This window comes from Desulfitobacterium sp. LBE, from assembly GCF_007830365.1.
Classification (GTDB): domain Bacteria; phylum Bacillota; class Desulfitobacteriia; order Desulfitobacteriales; family Desulfitobacteriaceae; genus Desulfitobacterium; species Desulfitobacterium hafniense.
In genome coordinates this window covers 1,798,484-1,817,542 of sequence record NZ_VLKD01000001.1, presented here as the reverse complement: position 1 = coordinate 1,817,542, position 19,059 = coordinate 1,798,484, and the positions used below count along the sequence as shown (strand labels likewise).

Here is a 19,059-nt window from a genome sequence, read left to right as displayed (position 1 = left end):
TTAGTATCAACTTTTTGTCCCGCTTTATTTAAGGAAGAGATAGGGAGGTGATGAGAAAAAAGACCTTAGTAAGATCGGTTCGGATACATTATGTAATTAAGAAATGGAGAGGAGCAATTATTATGCCCTATGTAAACATCAGAATCACGAATGAAAACGTCACTCCGGAAAAGAAAGCATTGCTTATCAAGGGAGCTACCCAATTGCTTGTGGATGTGTTGGGCAAAAATCCTAATACAACGGTTGTGGTAATCGATGAGGTCAATACTGATAATTGGGGTATTGGCGGGGAAACTATTACAGCTCGCAGAAAAGACGGCCGCTGACATTTGAAAGGAATCCGGGTTTTATTGAATAAATAGAACCCGGATTATTGTGAATCAGCATGGAAAAATTATTATTTGGTATTTCCGGTTTGCCGTTAGGTGATGGGACGAAACGGTTTAATTATGCAACCGGCATACATTATTTAAAGTCTATAGGGCTGGATGCCATGGAACTGCTGTTTGGCCACAGTGTCAATGTGACGGATAACAACAAGGGGGCTATCCTGGAGGCAAAGCAAAAGGAAGGCTTTTATCTCTCAGCCCACGCATCTCATTATATCAACCTAAATTCCAATGATATCGCTAAGCAAGACCAATCAATTGCCAGAATAATTGGTGCTGCAAAAGGCTTAGCAAAGGTTGGAGGAAGGAGTTTGGTATTCCATCCGGGATTCTACATGAGTGACGCCAAGGAAGTTGCTTACGCTACAATTAAAAGCAATTTGATGAGGCTTTCGAGTTGTGGCATAGATTACAGGCTTGAGACAACCGGAAAAGGGTCTCAGTTTGGAACGCTGGAAGAGCTGGTTTCTCTTTGTCAAGAGGTGTCCTTATGTAAGCTTTGCCTTGATTTCGCTCATATTCACGCGAGATCAAACGGCGGCCTTAAGAATTATGATGATTTTGCCGGTGTTCTTAAGTACGTCCTAGATCATTTAGGCAGAACGGCCCTGGAGGATTTACACATCCATATGGGTGGAATAAGATACACAGCGAAAGGGGAAAGAAGTCATGCTCCATTACTGGAAAGTGACTTTAATTATCAGGAATGTCTAAGGGCTATAAAAGATTATGGTGTCCGGGGATGTGTCATAGCCGAAGGGCCTCTTTTAGAAAGAGATGCTTTGCTTCTAAAAGAAACCTATGAAAAGCTGCAATAGGCCGGAAATAATTCTATCTGTGATAGGGCTTCTTGGAACTTGCGGAGAAGATAAAAAAGTGATAAATTTTTAAGTAGCAGTAGCCATATTTAATGCTTTTATTGAATATAAAAGTTACACAGGAAACAGCAAAATAAAAGAGAATGATTAATAAAATAAATTTATCGCAAAAATGTTCTTTGTTTTTAAAGAATATCTGACATTAAGGTATTGAAGGACATTAACAATAGAATTGAACAAGGTGATGTTGAATACTATGATATCCGTTGATAAATATACCCGTGGATCTTTTGACTATAAGGCCAATAAGTCGGCACTCCTGATCACCCGGCAGCTAGCCAGGAATTTTAAAGATCAAGATATTGTGATCAGTACGGAACAGTGGAAGATTCTTCTTTACCTGTATCGTGAGGATGGCCAGACCCAGTGCAGCCTATCTGAGGCCACTGGAAAAGATGAGCCCAGCATTTCGCGGATCATTAATACGATGGAAAAAAACAATCTGGTGCTCCGAACCCCTCATCCCAACGATCGCCGTACTAATCTAATTCATCTGACAGAAAGCGGCAGAAATATGAAGGAAATGCTTATGTTTTTGGGCCAAAAAACAAATGAAGAAGTGACACGGGGCATTACCCGGGAAGAAATTGAAACCTGTATTAACGTTCTCGATAAGATTATTGGCAACCTTTCCTGATAGCAGGGGGTATTCCAATCGGGTCATTTTGAGAGTAAAGAAGAGGCGTTTGAGTTCATGAGATGATTCAAGGCAGTAAGGCTAGTAACAATAAGATCGATTTATAAGATATTGTCTATCCAGGAGAGCTTACAATCAGTAGGTTCTTTTTTATTATTGCGCGCATGTATCGGACTTAACCCCATTGGCCACCGTTGTTGAAATGCAATTCCGGTATTGATAAACAATATAACTAAACTTTCCTCAGTTTAAGCTATTAAAAAGATATATAGACACCCTCCTTATGGTAAAATATTCATAATCAGATGCAAAGCGACCTTGGTAAACTGCCCGAATCATGGGACGTTTTGATTTGAAATAAACGTTATCAAGGGAGAGGCAATGGGTATGACTGCGGTAAAAAAATGGAATAGCATTAAAAATAAGAAAAGCAAAGTGTGGTGTGGGTGTGCGTCCTTGCTGATCGTCATGCTTCTGTCCGCCTGCACAAACCCGGCTCTGTCCGGTGATCAGACGGACAACACTCCTCCACCTTCCGAACCGCCTGGTGTTTCAGCACCGGCACAGGATACCCCTGTGTCTAACGGGACAGAACACGAGGCAACGCAGCCGACAGCCCCTGCTGTACAGAAATACTACAACTACTTTGTGGATCACCACACCCTGGTGGATAACAGAGTATTTACCATCAATGAAAATACGCTGCAGGACGATGTGATCTACTTTGCCTTCATGAATACGGAGCCGGCGGAGGGAACGTCGGCTAATATCCGCACGCAGAAGCAGGTCGATGATGTCCTGATGAAGTATTTCGGGATCAAGCCGAAAAGATACAGCACAGGAATCTCCAGTATGACGGCCAGCGGAGATGTTCAGATGGGCAGTGTGATTGAGGATGTGATCCGGGTGCACCGGCTGCTTTTAAAGCAGCTTACCGATAACGGCAACGGCAGTTACAGTGCGGTTTTTAAACTGTATCAAATCCAGACGGATCGCGTGCTGCCCGACTTAGATCGCAGGATTCTTGAGGGGGATCCGGGAATGGAGGTCTACCATACGCAGGATGTGAAGGCGACTTTCACCGAAATCCCGGAGGGAGAGTCGTATTATTTAAAGTTCAGCGAATTTACCCTGATACCCCGTGAAGGACCATTTGCCTCACCGCCCCAGGAGACGGACTACTTAAAAAAGGTAAGCCGCGATGAACTAAAATCCTTTCACGGGCTTGCCATCGGCATGACCCTGGATGAGGCGAAAAAGCTGCTTAAGCTGCCCGAAGGGGCCTATGAATACCGTGAAGACAGCTATGCTGATTATACCCTGGTCAATGCCGACGGCTGGAGCTATACCTTCCGCACTCTCCCCAAGGAAAAGAGCGATGACAAAAACCAATATCTTATGGCGATCAACATCCGCGACTATCTCGATGTGATTTTCCGTGACATTAAGCTGGGGGACGCTTATGAAGACGTGATCAAAAAATTCCCTTCAGGCCAGGAAGAAGGCCAGCTACCTGGCTCGCCGGACAGCTATTTTACCCGCGACTACCGATTTGCCTCCACCCTGCACAATGTGGATATCTTTACCGGCGATGTACACATCGCTATGCTGTTCGGGCGGTATGACACGCTGGCTTGGGCGGATATCTACTCCACCGATTACTGAAGCGGTTTGCCTGGGAAGACGAGGTCATGGTATGAAGCAAATACGATACAATACGGGTAAAAAGTGGAGGACTCTGCATGAAGAAAATATTAAACATTGATAACATGCCCAGGGAGCATATCGATGATCCGGATTTTCAATCAAAAATGCAAACCTTATTAATAGGTAACGCTTTGGGATGTGAAAAAATCTATGTCAACATCGACTATGTAAAACCAGGCGGCAAGAGCGTAAAATATCATTCCCATTCGAAGCAAGAGGAGTTTTTTCTCATCATGCAGGGGAGTGGTCTATTGAGGATGAATGGTGAAGAGGTATCCATTAAAACGGGTGATGTCATTTCCAAACCTGCCGGTCAGGAGATCGCCCATCAATTCATTAACAATGGTTCGGAGATCCTGCAGATACTTGATGCAGGTACTCGTGAAAAGGATGATATTGCGACATATCCTGATGAAAACGTAGTCTTTATAAGGAACAAAGGTTTGGTATTTGATATCAAAGATTGTATGAAAGGCTGGACCTCCGATCCGAATTCATAATACTGAAAGGCTCATCTTCCTTAGCGCTGCATAACAGATTCTTTTTTAATATGAGTAAATGCTCAAAACGAAACGGTTTTCAGGCAGCAGATAAAAATGTGGGATAGTGTTTGTTAAACCTGCTGGTACATCTCTCTGAAAATCTGGAGATGGTGCATCTCGTCCTGGATGATGCGGCGTAAGATTGCCACAATATTCCTATCGCAGATGGTATCCGCCTGATGGGAATATTTGCGGATGGCTGCTTCCTCTGCTTGAATTGATTCGGTGATCAGAGGGCGCAACCCGTGGGGATAACCGATATAGGAAGGGGACCACCATTGCATACCATCCCGGCAGCTCCAAAGCCGCGGGTCCGCTCCCAGCAGCAGAGCGAGCTCGGCGAATATATTGAGATGGTGCATTTCAACGATGCTGATATCGCGAAAGCAGGCTGAGATCCAACTATACTGGGGTTTCGTCACGACAGAGATATAGAAATACCGAGTAACATCGCTCATTTCGGAAACGGCGTCCCCCATGTTGCCAAGCATCTCACAGGCATAAACGGGATTGGGGCCGACCACCCGCACCGGCGGATACGGCACATCCACCCTGTACCGACATGTGTTGATGTTGTTATCATTCATCGCCATGCTCCCTTTCCCATTTTGATTATGATACAATTTATTCGGGCGAAGAGGAGATTATAACAGTGCCGTTAACATGGCGGATGGATTGATATGCCGCGGGGAACGGAGCAAAAAATAAGGGACCGCAGCGTCTTCAGATTGTGTTATCTGATAGAGCGCTGGGGTCCCTTTTGGATTATTTTAGTGGACATTCCGCTCGAAATGGCGTCCTGTTGTGAGAGCTGCCAGGAAGTTGTTGGCATAGATTTCCATGTTTCCGGCCGACTCGCAGACGATACCTGGTTCCGGCTTTTGTCCGGAAGGCAACAGGCCCAGCAGGGCCGACGCCTCACCGCTTAGCCCAATGGTCTTATAATGGTTAAAGGTGTCCAAGAGGAAACCCTTTACATCCGCCGAGCCTTTGAGGGCCTCAGTGTGGGAACCGCCGGGGATATAAACGGCATCGTAAAAGACCGAAGCTGTGGTAGCGTAAGTTTGGTTGCCTTCTACCCTGCCGTTATCACCGGCAGTAACCGGTCCCAGCTTACAGGACACCACATCAAAACAAGCGCCGGCAGCAATAAGGGTAGCGGTAAGAGCATCAAACTGAGCTTTATCGAAACCGCTTTCAAGCAGGACAGCCACTTTTCTGGTTTTCGGGCTCTTGGCGGTATTGGCCATACTGAGAGCGGGGGAAGAAGCCGTGGTGGGATTGGCCCCGTTGGCCGGAGGTGTGGCCCCTAAGCCCTCCGCCACCTTTTGGGCCAGCTCCGGATCCACGTTGCCCAGCATATCCACAAGCTTTTGGTGGGTATGCTTATGCTTGCATTTGCCCAGCTCGAACCGGAAAGCATCGATGATATGCTGCCTTTCCCAGTCGGACATACTGTTCCAAAACATAGCCGGTTGGGTGTAGTGATCCCGGAAGCTCTCGCTGCGCTCCCGGATAACATGGCCATCCACTTTTTCCTGATAGTGTTCGAAGTGACTTTCCCCAGCGCGGGCGGCGTGAGGCTCACCCTTATTCAAGGAGTTGGGATAGTAGCTGGTCTGTCCCTCGTCAATGGTCATGCGGTGCATGCCGTCCCGTTGGTTGTTGTTTACCTTGGGCAGGGGACGGTTAATGGGGAGCTGGTGGAAGTTGGGACCTCCCAGACGGGAGAGCTGAGTGTCCAGATAGGAGAACAGCCGGCCCTGGAGCAAAGGATCATTGCTGAAATCAATGCCGGGCACCACATTGGCCGGACAAAAAGCCACCTGTTCCGTTTCGGCGAAAAAATTGTCCGGGTTCTGGTTCAGGGTCATCTTGCCGATTTTTTGAACGGGGATTAATTCCTCAGGCCAAAGCTTGGTGGGGTCCAGAATATCGAAATCAAATCTGAACTCATCCTCCGGCTTCAGCACCTGAATGCCAAGTTCAAATTCGACGGTCTGGCCCTGTGCAATAGTCTCCCAAAGGTCCCTGCGGTTAAAGTCAGGGTCCTTGCCGGCCACCTTCTGAGCTTCATCCCAGATCAGGGAATGGACACCCAGAACAGGCTTCCAGTGAAATTTTACAAATTTAAATTCCCCTTTGGCGTTGACCAGACGGAAGGTGTTGATGCCAAAGCCTTCCATCATGCGAAAGCTTTTGGGAACAGCGCGGGGAGACATCAGCCACATGACATTGTGCATGGTCTCCGGAGTATTCACCACAAAGTCCCAGAAGGTGTCGTGGGCCGAGGCCGCCTGGGGCATCTCATTGTTGGGCTCAGGTTTTAGGGAATGGATGAGATCGGGGAACTTAATAGCATCCTGAATAAAGAATACCGGCATGTTGTTGCCCACGATATCATAATTGCCTTCCTGTGTGTAGAACTTGACCGCAAAACCCCGGACATCCCGCACCGTATCCGCGGAGCCGCGAAACCCGGCAACAGTGGAAAAACGGACGAAGACCGGCGTAATCAGATTGGGATCACTGAGAAAATGAGCCTTGGTCAGATGAGACAGGTTCTCGTAAACCTGGAAGTAACCATGGGCACCTGAGCCCCGGGCGTGAACAACCCGCTCGGGAATCCGTTCATGGTCAAAATGGGTAACCTTTTCCCGAAAGATAAAATCCTCCATGAGGGTAGGGCCCCGTTTGCCTGCTTTGAGAGAGTCATCCGTATTGCTAACCCCGACCCCCTGGTTGGTAGTGAGATACCCCTTGTCATGACTGACCCGAGCGGCATCAAGATCCAAGGATTTCTGGTTTGTTTGCTGATTCTCCATAGTGTACCTCCCTATAGAAATTGCCATATAGCAATAGTGTCCCCTAAAAGAGTGAATTCATGTGAACAGCACTGAAAAAGGCAGCGAATCAGCTGCCTTTAAAAACTATCCTTAAAAGAGATCCCTGTCCCGGTATCTTCCGGCTGTAATTTTCCGCTCAATGCTTCGATGTCTTCTTAGATAGGATACTCTCCTATATACCATATAGAGAAATAATAATAAGATTAAGATAATTGGCGCAGCCCAATTGAAGGATTTTTTACTGGGCGGCTGGGGGGGTATGGGGGGGATAACACTGCTGTCGGCCATTAAGGCAAAGGAATTAAGAACCCTATCCTCCTCTACTATTTCGACGCTGGTTAGAACCTGATCTTTCCTTATTTCTTTGAGCTCGGAAGCAATCGGCAGTACATGAAGCGATATATCCGGAGGGGCGGTACTGCCAATTTCTCTGGTATGGATTATCTCGTCGGTAAGAATGAGATTAACGGGGGTATCACCTACCATTAGACTGGAAAGCGCCGTGCCTTTGGGCTTATAGACTACATTTTCAAAGTTGGTAAAACCATATTCAAAAAGTTTTCTCATATCCGTATAGATACTTGTCTTGCTTGGCGACTTTAAAACAACGCCAAGTAAGGCACGTCCGTCTCTCTCAGCAGTAGCGACGTAGGTATTGCCGGCTGAAGAGGTATAACCGGTTTTCATACCGGTTACGGTAGGCTCGGTCCAGATAAACTCATTGATGTTATACATTTCCGTAGGAATATTTTCTCTGTTTCTAGGGATAATCTTCGTCTTCGTCTTGACGTAATCTCTGAAAACAGGATTTTGATAAGCAAAACGGGCAATCATTGCCAGATCCCGGGCTGTAGTTAGATGACCGTCCGCGCTTAAGCCGCTGGGGTTCTTAAAAGAGGTGTTTAATGCTCCGATTTCTTTGGCCTTAGCATTCATCAAATCTGTGAAGCCTTGGATATCGCCGCCAATATGCTCCGCAATGGCCACCGCTGCGTCGTTAGCAGAGTTAAGCAACAAAGCATAGAGAAGGTTTTCCAGAGTCACTTGCTCACCTGGTTCCAGATAGATACGTGTTCCCTGGGTCAATTCCTGATCCAGCACGGAGGGACCGGCGGTCACCAGATCATTTAGATTTCCTTTTTCCAGAGCAATGAGAGCGCTCATAATTTTGGTAGTGCTGGCCGGTTCATAAGGATGATCGGGATTTTTGGCAAATAGGGTCTGGCCCGTGGTAATATCAATTAAAATGGCACCTTCGCTGCTTATTTCCGGAACCGGAACTTTATCTGGAGAGCCGAAGACAGGTACTGCGAAGTTTAGTAGCATAGCCAGGGCTGTGAATAGTACTGTAATTAATCTCAAAGCTAAAACCTCCAAGGAACAAAATAATAATCGATAAGCGTTACCTAAGAAGCTTATCAAAAATTGATAAAATAATCTATCTTACCGGGGGAAAAACATTGAAGTCGTTCCAACATCAGCAAAGGGTCTCCATTCTCCAAATTTCTCAATTGTCTGTTCTATCTACTTGACGGGGAGCACACCAAGATCATGGGCATGAAATATCAGCAATCTGAAAAAAATACGAACCATAGTACGTAATTAGAGAATGAGATGAAGATGGAGGGATAGCAGTGACAAACAGCGAATTAATCGGACTATTAAAGAAACGCTTTGAGGAAAATATGAACCGGCATAAAGGTCTTGAATGGGCTGAGGTGCAGGCAAGGTTGGAAGAGAGTGGGGAAAAACTTTGGTCACTCAGTGAAATGGAAAGAACCGGCGGTGAACCCGATGTTGTTGCTCAGGATGAAGTGACGGGTGAATACATTTTTTACGATTGTTCACCGGAAACGCCAAGCGGGCGCAGGAATATTTGCTATGACGGTAAAGGCCAGGAAGAGAGAAACAAGAAAGGAATATTTCCGAAGGGCAATGCAGTTGAGATGGCAGCGGCCATGGGCATTGAGCTGTTAACGGAAGAACTCTATAGAGAGTTGCAGAGACTTGGCGAATTCGATCTGAAGACGTCCAGCTGGCTGAAGACACCTTCCGACATTAGAAAGTTCGGCGGAGCCATCTTTGCCGACCGTCGCTACGACCATGTCTTCGTTTATCATAACAGCGCACCCTCCTTCTATAGCAGCAGGGCATTTCGTGGTTGCCTGAGGGTTTGAATGTTTCAAAGGGCTGGTTTTAATATTGCAACAACAGTTTGCCAAAGTAGATTGGAGAGGTGATCATGGGGAATACGGATAAATTTGAAATGATAGCTGATCGATATGACACACCTGAAAGAGTGGAAATTGCCAAGGAATCAGCAGCTGCTATTCGCGAATATTTAGTTGAGGCTAAAAGCAAGAGTGCTATTGATTTTGGGTGTGGAACCGGCCTTGTGGGCATGAACTTATTGAATGAGTTTGATTCGATGCTTTTTCTGGATACATCACAAGGCATGATTGAGCAAATTAAGCAGAAAATAGCCGGTTCCAATCTACAGAAAGCAACCACATTATGCTTTGACTTTGAAAAAGACAGCCTTGCGGGCTTGCATGCCGACTATATTTTTATGGCTCAGGTATTGCTTCATATCCCTGATGTTGGACTGGTTTTATCAAGATTGTATGAGGTACTAAAAGAAGGCGGACATTTATTGATCGTGGATTTTGATAAAAATGAAAAAGTAGTTTCAGATCAGGTTCATAACGGATTTGAACAAACAGAGCTGGTTGAGCTCATGACTGAAATAGGCTACAGAAAGATTCAAACCAGGACTTTTTATACCGGAGCTAAATTCATGGGGCAGGACGCATCTTTGTTTATCCTTGATTCCCAGAAACTCTAAATCCTCTCGATAAGGGATGGATTGCTCCGGGCAAATCCGGCAAAAAAAGAGGAAGATATGATAAAGGTCCTGAAATGTGGAAAGGAATACAGCAATAAAATGAAACGATTAGGCAGAGAATTTTATAATAGAGATTCATTAATCGTCGCCAGAGAACTGCTGGGGAAGGTCCTCGTACACGAAATAGAAGGGCAGAAAGTTTCGGCAAGAATTGTTGAGACAGAAGCCTATAGGGGTATTGAAGACAAAGCTGCCCATTCTTATGGCGGAAAAAGAACGCCCAGAGTAGAAGTGATGTATGGAGGGCCAGGGTTTTCTTATGTATTTATTGTCTACGGTATGCACTATTGCTTTAATGTGGTTACCAGAGAAGAAGGAAACCCGCAGGCTGTATTGATCAGGGCGGCTGAACCAAGGGAAGGCTCTGAGCTGATGGCCCAAAATCGGTTTAAAAAGTCATATCATCAGTTAAACAAGAGCCAAATACTTGGGCTGACCAATGGACCGGGGAAGTTATGCAGGGCTTTATCAATTGATAAAAGCTTAAATGGAGAAGATTTGTGTGGCAGTAAACTCTATGTGGCAGAGGAAAGCCAGGAAAGCTTGAGCATAGTAACTGCTAAACGGGTGGGAATTGATTATGCTGAGGAAGCTAAAGATTATCCTTGGCGATTTTATCTAGAAGATAGCCAGTATGTTTCAGTAAAGTAAAAGATATAACCTTCTTCATCTCCGGAATCCTCGATGGGATGGAAAAACATGATCCGGAGTTCCCAACCCGACCCATTAAAAGTTAATCAATATAATTGTCTTGACAATTATATTGAGGAGGTGTAATAATGACTTCCGGACCTGATAATTCATTGGGATTTGTTTTAAATCGGACTAATAACAAACTTAAAAATGCCTTGATTCAAATTTTGAAACCATATGATATCACACCAGAGCAATGGGGGACACTAAAGCGCTTATGGCAACAAGATGGGATTTCACCTAAATGCATAGCGGAATTGACATTCAAGGACCAGCCCACAACTGTAAGAATATTAAAAAAGCTGGAGAAAAAAGGGCTGATATTCAGAGAGGTGAATTTTGCGGATAATCGCTCCTATTTAATATATCTTACAGATAGAGGAAAAGAATTAAAAGATATCCTGATACCCCTGACTGAAAAAAAGTTAAAGGAAGTTTTGAAAGGCATCGATCAACAGGAAGTACAAAAATTGCTTGAAATACTTAATAGAATATATGAAAATTTATAGATATTTTTTAGAATAATAAAAAGAGTTTAGAGGGGACAGATAATGAATAGGAATTTAGAAATGCGTGATGAGAAAATCGACAAACTTCTTTGGAAGTTCTCCTTGCCGGCAATTATCGGCATGCTGGTCAATGCTTTATACAATATCGTGGACCGAATCTTTGTCGGACAGGGCGTCGGCTATATTGGAATTGCCGCAACCACGGTGGCTTTCCCGATTATGATTATCAATATGGCTACTTCGATGCTGATTGCCATTGGCGCCACGGCCCTGATCTCCATCCGTCTGGGCGAACAGAAAAAAGAAGAAGCAGAAAAGATTGCCGGCAATGCTACCGGGCTGCTTATTCTGCTGCCCTTGCTGCTCACCATTGTTTATCTCATATTTACCGACCCGATTCTGAAATTGTTCGGCGCCAGTGCGGAAGTTCTGCCGTATGCCAGGGATTTTACCCATATTATTATGCTGGGTTCAGTCTCCGGTTCCATTGCCTTTGGCATGAACAACTTTATCCGGGCTGAAGGAAATCCACGTTATGCCATGCTCACTCAGATCATCGGTGCAGTCTTGAATGTCATTTTGAATTATACTTTCATTTTCAAACTGGGCTTGGGGATCAAAGGCTCAGCCCTGGCTTCCATCTGCAGTCAAACCGTCTCAGCGCTTTTTGTCCTGGGGTATTACTTTACTAACCGGAGCACGATCAAAATTCACCTCAGAAACCTTAAACCCCAACCATCTATCGTTTTCAGCATTCTGGTGATCGGCTTTGCTCCCTTCGCTATGCAAATTGCCAACAGTATTCAGCAAACGATTTTAAATAAGACCCTGATGGTCTATGGTGGTGATATAGCCCTTTCGGCCGTAGGCATCATCATGAGCATCTCCACCATTATCTTTATGCCCATCGTCGGCATCAGCCAGGGCGCTCAGCCGCTTATCGGCTTTAACTACGGGGCCAAGCAGTATGACCGGATCAAAGAAACCTTGAAGAAATCCGTTCTTTTCAGCACCATCCTGGCCGTCGTCGGCTATGTGGTGATCCGGATCTGGCCTTATCAAATTATCGGTCTTTTCAGCAAAGATGATGTGGCTCTTACCCAGCTTACCGTTCATGCCATGTTGGTCTTCTTTGCGCTTTTGCCCCTGATCGGAATTCAAATTCTCTGCTCCAGTTATTTTCAGGCTGTGGGCAAGCCGCTTCAATCCACCTTGCTCAACTTATCCCGGCAGGTGCTGCTCTTCATTCCGCTGCTTCTGATTCTGCCGAATTTTTGGGGAATCGAAGGGGTATGGAGAACAGCTCCTATCGCCGATAGTTTAGCGGTCCTGATTACCTCCACCGTTATCCTTTTCGAGATGAAAAAGCTTCCCAAAAGCGTGCCGATTCCCCAGGAAAGCGTCTAAGCGAAAATCTCCACTACATTAAAGCAGTGGAGATTTTTTCATTTTATTCAGTCTCTGGAAATACTCATAAATGATCGAGATGCCAATATATTGTTTAAGGGTGGTTGATATTCGTATTAGCTTAAAAGAAGCCATTTATCTTCTTACAGGGTGGTTTACCTTATTTATCATTGGTACTGATTTGTTTGTGATATCTCCCTTGTTGCCCTTTATTGCTCAAGAATACGAAATAACTCCTGCTGTTGCAGGGTGGCTGGTTACTGTATTTTCACTGATGTATGCCATCAGTGCCCCGCTTTTTGGATGGCTTTCAGACCGCAAAGGCCGCCGCCTTCTGATTGTTTGCGGTTTATTCTCGTTTGGCATAGCCAATTTTTTGACAGCCATTTCCCAATCATTTGCAATGTTAATAACCAGCCGTATTTTTGCCGGTTTATCTGTTGCGTCAATAACCCCTTTAGTCTATGCAATTATTGGCGATACAGCATTGCCTGAACGTAGGGGAGTATGGCTTTCTATTGTAGTATCAGGACATCTTACGGCTTTATGGGCAGGAGCGCCGCTGGGAACTTTGTTGGAACAATTTCTGGGGTGGCGTTCTGTTTTTATTAGTTTAGCTGTCATTGCTGCTTTACTGTCAATTTTAAACTTCAGGGTTTGGGCATCAACAAATCAAGCACATCCAGAAGAAGCACAGGTGAAAGGAAGCGCCCTGAAAATTATTTCTGCAGTGAGTGTCACTGCTTTTTGGGCAATTGCCATGTATGCTCTTTATGTATTTCTCGGCACAGGATTGGTTTTAGATAACCATTTTTCTTCAAGTGAACTTGCGGCTTCAATCACTGCCTATGGTATAGGAGCTGTGGCTGGCAGTCTGTTCAGTGGAAGAGTTACAGATAAAATTGGTGCAAGAAAGGTTTCCATATTCAGTACAGTCATGCTTGTCGGCATACTTGCCTTATTAGGTTTTTTCCTTTCAGCGGGAACTTGGGTTTATTTTTTGTTGTTTTTGTGGGCACTGATTGGATATGCTTCCTTTACTTCATATCAAGCCCGTTTGGCGGAAGAATTTCCAGAAACTCGTGGTATGGCCCTTGCCTTAAATAACACAGCCTTATATATTGGGATTACCCTTGGTTCCATGATGGGCGGTTTTATTATTACCAAATGGGGGTTCTTCACTTTGCCATTGATCTGCAGTGGAGCAGCCTTAATAAGCAGCTTAATAAGCGCCAAAAGGAAAATGTGAAGAAAATAAGCAAAAACAAGGCCGAAGAAGTGCAGCTTTTGGCCTTGTTTTTTTATCTGATTCCTGGATGACATCGGGAATTTCAGAGGACGTCCTATTTTTAGGTGGTGTCACTATTCATTTTATTTGTAAAGACCAATATGGCAATCGCCATAATCACAGCGGCATAACAGATGACCCACCATAAGTCCGGGAATATGGCTGAATAATCTCCGGCAAGCGCGGCTCTTCCCGCTTCAACAGCATGAACGAATGGCAGAGCCTCGGCAATGCTTTTAAATGCACCACCGACCAAATCGAGATCAAACCAAATGTCGGAAAGCCACGCAGTTAAATTGGTTAATAAAGCTCCGCATAACAGACCGATGGCAATAAATAATACTGCTGCCGGAATCAACACCACAATGGTGAGCAAGGCATTTATATTAAAAGCCAACCCAAGAATAAAGGCCACCGTAAAGCATACGGCAATCTGCAACACGGCCATAGGGAACAGAGGAAGGGTATACCCGAAGATAAAATGACTTGAGGTTAAGGGGGAGGTAAATAAGCGCAGCATAAATGAGCTGGTTTTGTCCTTGGCAATCAGCATGCCCGAAAAAACAGCAAGCGTTGCGGATACCTTGACTGGGCAAGGTAATCGATTTATAATAAGGATACCATTCATACTTTTCATACTCAAGACACAAATTATACCATAAGGATGTGAGATAATTCTATGGCTTCTCCCGAAGGAAAATATGCCTGGACTGTCAAGGTGGGCGAAAAAGGACAATTTGTTATTCCCAAGGAAGCGAGAGAGATTTTTAATATCAAGCCGGGTGACACACTGATTGTTTTAGCCGATGAAAAGCAGGGTATTGCCATCCCCCCGAAGGATATGTTTGCCCAGCTGGCAAAGGCGATCTTCTCCCAGAACAGGCCTCCGGAGAACGGCGGAAGGGAGGAGGAATAATGTCCGGCAATATCCCTCCGCCAAGGAAAAAGTACTTTGATAATATCCGTTCCGCGACAATTGTACTTGTACTCATGTATCATGTGGTTTATATTTTTAACAGCGCGGGGGTTGTCAGCAATATTCCTATACAGGGAATTCCGGCGCTGGACAGCATCTGTTATTTTCTTTACCCCTGGTTTATGTGCCTGTTGTTTGTGGTTGCCGGCATCAGCGCCAGGTATTCCCTGCAGACACGCAGCGCCGGGCAATTCGCCCGGGAAAGGGTGCGCAAACTGATCGTCCCGTATTTGGGCGGCGCGTTTTTACTGGGCTGGCTCAACGGGTGGGTTACCGCCCATTATGTGGATATGTTCGGCGGGCAGGCGGTTCCGGGTTTTGTAAAATATCTGGTATATACTCTGAATATAGGGCCGCTGTGGTTTTTGTTGGAGCTGTTTGTGATTTCCATTCTTCTGCTGCTGATTCGTAAGCTTGATCGCCGGGACAGACTTTGGACATTGGCGGGGAAGGCCAGCCTGCCGCTGATGGTTTTGCTCTTCCTGCCGGTATGGGGTTCTTCCTTTGTGCTCAATCTGCCTGTTGTCGTTGTCTTCCGCAACGGGATTTATTGGCTGATGTTCCTGCTCGGCTACTATGTATTTTCCCATGACACCGTTTTGGCAAAGCTTAAGCAACATGCTGTCCTGTTCTCCATCATTGCCGTCGGGTTGGGGGTCGCTGAAGTTTGGTATTTTTTCGGCCAGAACTATGCGTCCGACGCCTGCCTGCAGCACCCGCTCACGAACCTATACCTTTGGATGATGATTCTCGCTATTCTGGGATGTGCGCAGAGATGGCTTGATTTCAGCAATTCCTTAACGAAGTATCTGCAAAAACGCAGTTTCGCGCTTTATGTGTTCCATTATCCCCTTCTGGTCACGGCGGCGTATTGGCTCACGACTTATACCGAGCTGCCCATGGCGGCGGTTTATCTGATTCTGCTGCCGTTCACTTTCGCCGCACCCATACTTTTCTATGAAATCGTTAGCAGAATACCGGTCATCCGCTATCTTTTATTGGGGAAATGAGGAATCGTTGACAAAAGGCATCGGAACCTAAAAAGTTCTGATGCCTTAGTTGTTTTTCCTATTATAAGGGGGATTCAATGAGAATCTAAAGTTCTCCCTGAACAGGGATGTATATTTCAATATAGGAGATGCGCCGCCCATTTTTTATCGACGTAAAGATCAACTTGCCGACAATGTCTCCCATAATGGCATAGGGCTGTTCATTGATCTGATTCATGATCAAGGCTCTTGAATTACTTAGGAAATATTCACGATTCGTGCTGGATAATACCGTAGATAAGTAAGTCTGTGGGGGTATATATTCAATATCCTCAGTAATTTTCAGATCAACATATTCTAATTCATTTTCCCAAATAGCCTGTCCCCAGTCATAGTCATAAATCTCCAGTCCGGATAAAAATTCTTCCGTCTTAATTCGGAAACAAGAAAATGTATAGGGTAAAGCATTCATCCAGCTGCTGACGGCATTTTCGATGGAACTATTTTTTAACAAATGATCTTTATCTGTATGCTGCAGGCGATACAGCCCAGGCAGGGATTTAATTTTAAATTTATGCAGCGATGAGTTAATCGCGATTATTTCATCCTGAACTTCTGTCATTTTATTCAGAAGTAGGGTGTTTTTATGAATTTGCTCCTTTAAGGCCTGTTTTGATTCTTCCATTTTCTCAACAACATCTGTTGTCGAATCACTTGCCATGAGTTTTGCCACATCGTCTAAAGGCAAGTTCAGGCTTCTCAGAGTTCTGCTCTTAATAATGGTTCTGGCATCATAGTCGTCAAAGTAACGATAATTGTTTTTCTCATCCTTAAGCGGTTCGATGATTTGCAATGATTCGTAATGCTTCAGCGTATCTACTGTAACCCCCAGCAGCTTAGAAAATTCGCCTATACGATATTTCATGACTATTCTCTCCTTGCTTAAGAATCTAAGGGGTATACACTTTCAATCATACAATATTGTTAAAAAAAGTACAATTAAATAAAAATACTTTCACAAACAGTGTTGACTCCGGTGTAACCCCCAAGTTTATGATTAATGTATCTTTTTTATAAAGTTCCGATTAACAAGTCGGCAAGGAGAAGAAAGGAAGGAAAGGGAGAATGAAAGGAATGAAAAAGCATTGCGGCACACTCTTGCTCTGCCTGCTGGCACTGAGTCTGGTACTGACCGGCTGCTCCGGCTCCGGAGTTAAAACAGGAACGAAAGCAGGAATGTATACCCCTGGCACCTATACTGCCCAGGCAGCGGGATTCGGCGGCAAGGTCTCCGTCACCATGACCTTTGACGCCAATGCCATCACCGACGTGAAGATTGAGGGGGCTGACGAGACTCCCGCCGTCGGCGGCAAAGCCATCGAAGAGTTTCCCGGGATGCTCATGGAGGCGCAGTCTGCCGACATCGACGGCATAAGCGGCGCCAGCTACACAAGCAAAGCGGTCCTGGCCGCCGCCGCGAACTGCGTGGCCCAGGCCAAAGGGGAGGATACCGACCAGAAGACCCCTGTAGCCGACGGTACTTACAGCGGTCAGGCTCCCGGCTTCAGCTGGACCGGAATGATTAAGGCGGATGTGACGTTCAAGGATAACGCCATCACGGACATCAACATCGTGGAGGAGCAAGAGACTTACACCGGCGAGATTTTCTATACCGTTCTTGACAATTATATTCCCCGGATCCTGGAGGCCCAATCTCTGGCGGTGGACGGCATCAGTGGAGCCACCCTCTCCTCCAATGGTGTGCGCGGCTGCGTGGAGCAGGCCATTGAGGCCGCCGGCGGTAGGAGCTCTGAGTGGTACGGCGAGGTAGCTAAGTCCACCAAGACGGTGAAAAAGGAGGGCTACGATGTCATTATCGTAGGCATGGGCGGCTCCGGCATCACCTCCTTCCTGTCCGCTGCCCAGGCGGGGGCCAAGGTTTTCGGCATTGAGACCACGGCTAAGCTGGGCGGACAGAGCGCTACCACCAGCGGTCCCATGGCCGCAAACTCCCAGGTTAAGATGGATGAGGAGTTCGGCGGCAAAGAGTACATCGACGCCGACGCCCTTTACAAGGCCTGGAACGACTATTGCGGCGCCGACGCCAAGCCGGAGATGATCCGTATGACCATCGACGAGTCTGGTGAGACCCTGGATTGGATGATCAAGGACTGGGGGTTCCAGTTCTCCCCCATGAGCAGCTTTATCCTCAGCCCCTACCCTGACTGGAAGATTTGGTGCTACTATGGCGGCGAAACCAAGAACCGTTTCGGCACCAACAAGACCTATATGTTCGAAAACGCGGTCAAAAAGGCCCAGGATCAGAATCCTGCCGCCGAATATATGCTGGAACTCACTGCTCAGGAACTGCTGATGGACGGCGACAAGGTGGCCGGGGTGAAGGCCGTTTACTACGACGGCACCATCTATGAGATCTATGGCAAGACTGTCATTCTGGCCACCGGCGGCTTTATTGGCAATGCTGACATGATGAACGAATACCTGGACGGTCCTGCCAACACTGTCGCCATGACGGTGGATGACGGCGACGGCATCAAGCTCGGCCTCTCTGCCGGCGGTGCGCTCATGAATCCCGATATTCCTCCTATGGTGCACATCAACCAGGTGGCCAATCTCATTAAGAACAACGATCTGGATGCCGACGGCAAGCAGGTCCTCACCTCTCTGGCTATCGCCACTGACGCTCTGGCTGTGGATGGGAACGGGAAGCTGTGGAACACGAGAGAGGAGATCTGCCTGGCCCCTCAATACCGGTACTATAATATCTACACCGCCGCCCAGATCGAGGCGATCAAGACCAAAGGCCTGGCCAAGGTCAATAAGTCCATGTTCATGGATCAGGGTGGAACCGTGGAGGCAGGCAAGCCCATCGCCAATATCGATGAAATCCTCAAGGTGGGAGCCGGCTATAAGAACGTCCTCACTGCTGAAAGCGCCGAGGATCTGGCCAAGGCCATCGACTGCGACGCAGCGACTCTTAAGGATAGCCTGAACGGCGCTCAGGGACCCTACTACGCAGTGATCTGCTCAGGCTACGCCTACGCTACCTGCGGCGGCTTGAACGTGGACGACGCCATGAACGTGCTGCGGGCCGACGGTTCTCCCATCGGGAATCTCTACGCCGTGGGCCAGGACTCCATGGGTGTTCTGTTCTCCAGTGATGTTCCTTACACCCCATACGGCGGTCAGGCCCAGAGCTGGGCGTTAACCTCCGGCCGGCTGGCCGGTGCCAACGCGGCTAAGTACGCTATGGGCAAATAATTTCAAATCTA

At 46.4% G+C, this 19,059-nt stretch carries 19 protein-coding genes; 14 read left to right on the top strand and 5 right to left on the bottom strand.

Annotation, left to right across the window (positions count from 1 at the left end):
- Positions 1-122: 122 nt before the first annotated feature.
- The 5 genes from DESLBE_RS08660 to DESLBE_RS08640 all read left to right on the top strand — a co-directional run bounded on the left by DESLBE_RS08660 (position 123) and on the right by DESLBE_RS08640 (position 4,111).
- On the top strand, positions 123-326 hold the full coding sequence (locus DESLBE_RS08660) for a 4-oxalocrotonate tautomerase family protein (protein ID WP_015943568.1): 204 nt from the start codon (positions 123-125) through the stop codon (positions 324-326).
- A gap of 59 nt (positions 327-385) precedes the next feature.
- Positions 386-1,207, top strand: coding sequence for a TIM barrel protein (locus tag DESLBE_RS08655; protein WP_011461325.1), 822 nt, complete (start codon positions 386-388; stop codon positions 1,205-1,207).
- Positions 1,208-1,463: 256 nt separating this feature from the next.
- Positions 1,464-1,904 (top strand): MarR family transcriptional regulator, encoded by a 441-nt coding sequence (locus DESLBE_RS08650; RefSeq protein WP_011461324.1) that lies wholly within the window; start codon positions 1,464-1,466, stop codon positions 1,902-1,904.
- Between the two features lie 387 nt (positions 1,905-2,291).
- Positions 2,292-3,569 (top strand): hypothetical protein, encoded by a 1,278-nt coding sequence (locus DESLBE_RS08645; RefSeq protein WP_242659952.1) that lies wholly within the window; start codon positions 2,292-2,294, stop codon positions 3,567-3,569.
- Between the two features lie 77 nt (positions 3,570-3,646).
- Positions 3,647-4,111 carry a cupin domain-containing protein gene (locus DESLBE_RS08640; RefSeq protein ID WP_011461322.1) on the top strand — a complete coding sequence of 155 codons (465 nt, stop codon included), beginning with the start codon at positions 3,647-3,649 and terminating at the stop codon, positions 4,109-4,111.
- A gap of 113 nt (positions 4,112-4,224) precedes the next feature.
- Here DESLBE_RS08640 and DESLBE_RS08635 read toward each other — a convergent pair whose 3' ends face one another.
- From DESLBE_RS08635 to DESLBE_RS08625, 3 genes are all read right to left on the bottom strand, one after another.
- The gene (locus tag DESLBE_RS08635) at positions 4,225-4,746 is read right to left on the bottom strand and encodes a ferritin family protein (RefSeq protein ID WP_005809539.1); all 522 of its coding nucleotides are present in this window, start codon (positions 4,744-4,746) and stop codon (positions 4,225-4,227) included.
- Between the two features lie 177 nt (positions 4,747-4,923).
- Positions 4,924-7,005: a catalase gene (locus tag DESLBE_RS08630; protein ID WP_011461320.1), complete on the bottom strand. Its 2,082-nt coding sequence runs from the start codon at positions 7,003-7,005 to the stop codon at positions 4,924-4,926.
- Positions 7,006-7,089: 84 nt separating this feature from the next.
- Positions 7,090-8,361: a D-alanyl-D-alanine carboxypeptidase family protein gene (locus DESLBE_RS08625; protein WP_041272582.1), complete on the bottom strand. Its 1,272-nt coding sequence runs from the start codon at positions 8,359-8,361 to the stop codon at positions 7,090-7,092.
- Between the two features lie 272 nt (positions 8,362-8,633).
- Between DESLBE_RS08625 and DESLBE_RS08620 the strand changes: the two genes are divergently transcribed.
- From DESLBE_RS08620 to DESLBE_RS08595, 6 genes are all read left to right on the top strand, one after another.
- Positions 8,634-9,176 (top strand): DUF4256 domain-containing protein, encoded by a 543-nt coding sequence (locus DESLBE_RS08620; RefSeq protein ID WP_011461318.1) that lies wholly within the window; start codon positions 8,634-8,636, stop codon positions 9,174-9,176.
- A 65-nt stretch (positions 9,177-9,241) separates the two neighbouring features.
- On the top strand, positions 9,242-9,844 hold the full coding sequence (locus DESLBE_RS08615) for a class I SAM-dependent methyltransferase (RefSeq protein ID WP_005809532.1): 603 nt from the start codon (positions 9,242-9,244) through the stop codon (positions 9,842-9,844).
- Positions 9,845-9,943: 99 nt separating this feature from the next.
- Complete coding sequence (locus tag DESLBE_RS08610; protein WP_011461317.1) at positions 9,944-10,555, top strand: DNA-3-methyladenine glycosylase; 612 nt, start codon at positions 9,944-9,946, stop codon at positions 10,553-10,555.
- 128 nt (positions 10,556-10,683) lie between these two features.
- Positions 10,684-11,106 carry a MarR family transcriptional regulator gene (locus DESLBE_RS08605; protein WP_011461316.1) on the top strand — a complete coding sequence of 141 codons (423 nt, stop codon included), beginning with the start codon at positions 10,684-10,686 and terminating at the stop codon, positions 11,104-11,106.
- 42 nt (positions 11,107-11,148) lie between these two features.
- The gene (locus DESLBE_RS08600) at positions 11,149-12,513 is read left to right on the top strand and encodes an MATE family efflux transporter (RefSeq protein ID WP_005809528.1); all 1,365 of its coding nucleotides are present in this window, start codon (positions 11,149-11,151) and stop codon (positions 12,511-12,513) included.
- Between the two features lie 70 nt (positions 12,514-12,583).
- Positions 12,584-13,762, top strand: a complete 1,179-nt coding sequence (locus tag DESLBE_RS08595) for an MFS transporter (RefSeq protein ID WP_011461315.1) — start codon at positions 12,584-12,586, stop codon at positions 13,760-13,762.
- Positions 13,763-13,862: 100 nt separating this feature from the next.
- On the opposite strand, the gene DESLBE_RS08590 is transcribed toward DESLBE_RS08595, so the two are convergent.
- Positions 13,863-14,438 carry an ABC transporter permease gene (locus DESLBE_RS08590; protein WP_243131267.1) on the bottom strand — a complete coding sequence of 192 codons (576 nt, stop codon included), beginning with the start codon at positions 14,436-14,438 and terminating at the stop codon, positions 13,863-13,865.
- Positions 14,439-14,480: 42 nt separating this feature from the next.
- Between DESLBE_RS08590 and DESLBE_RS08585 the strand changes: the two genes are divergently transcribed.
- Both DESLBE_RS08585 and DESLBE_RS08580 read left to right on the top strand, forming a co-directional pair.
- Complete coding sequence (locus tag DESLBE_RS08585) at positions 14,481-14,717, top strand: AbrB/MazE/SpoVT family DNA-binding domain-containing protein (protein ID WP_011461313.1); 237 nt, start codon at positions 14,481-14,483, stop codon at positions 14,715-14,717.
- Positions 14,717-15,787 (top strand): acyltransferase, encoded by a 1,071-nt coding sequence (locus DESLBE_RS08580; RefSeq protein WP_041272581.1) that lies wholly within the window; start codon positions 14,717-14,719, stop codon positions 15,785-15,787. The genes DESLBE_RS08585 and DESLBE_RS08580 overlap by 1 nt, the downstream gene beginning before the upstream one ends.
- Positions 15,788-15,872: 85 nt before the next feature.
- On the opposite strand, the gene DESLBE_RS08575 is transcribed toward DESLBE_RS08580, so the two are convergent.
- Positions 15,873-16,691, bottom strand: a complete 819-nt coding sequence (locus DESLBE_RS08575; protein WP_005809521.1) for a MerR family transcriptional regulator — start codon at positions 16,689-16,691, stop codon at positions 15,873-15,875.
- A gap of 200 nt (positions 16,692-16,891) precedes the next feature.
- Between DESLBE_RS08575 and DESLBE_RS08570 the strand changes: the two genes are divergently transcribed.
- Positions 16,892-19,048 carry an FAD-binding protein gene (locus tag DESLBE_RS08570; RefSeq protein ID WP_005809520.1) on the top strand — a complete coding sequence of 719 codons (2,157 nt, stop codon included), beginning with the start codon at positions 16,892-16,894 and terminating at the stop codon, positions 19,046-19,048.
- The last annotated feature ends 11 nt before the right edge of the window (positions 19,049-19,059 follow it).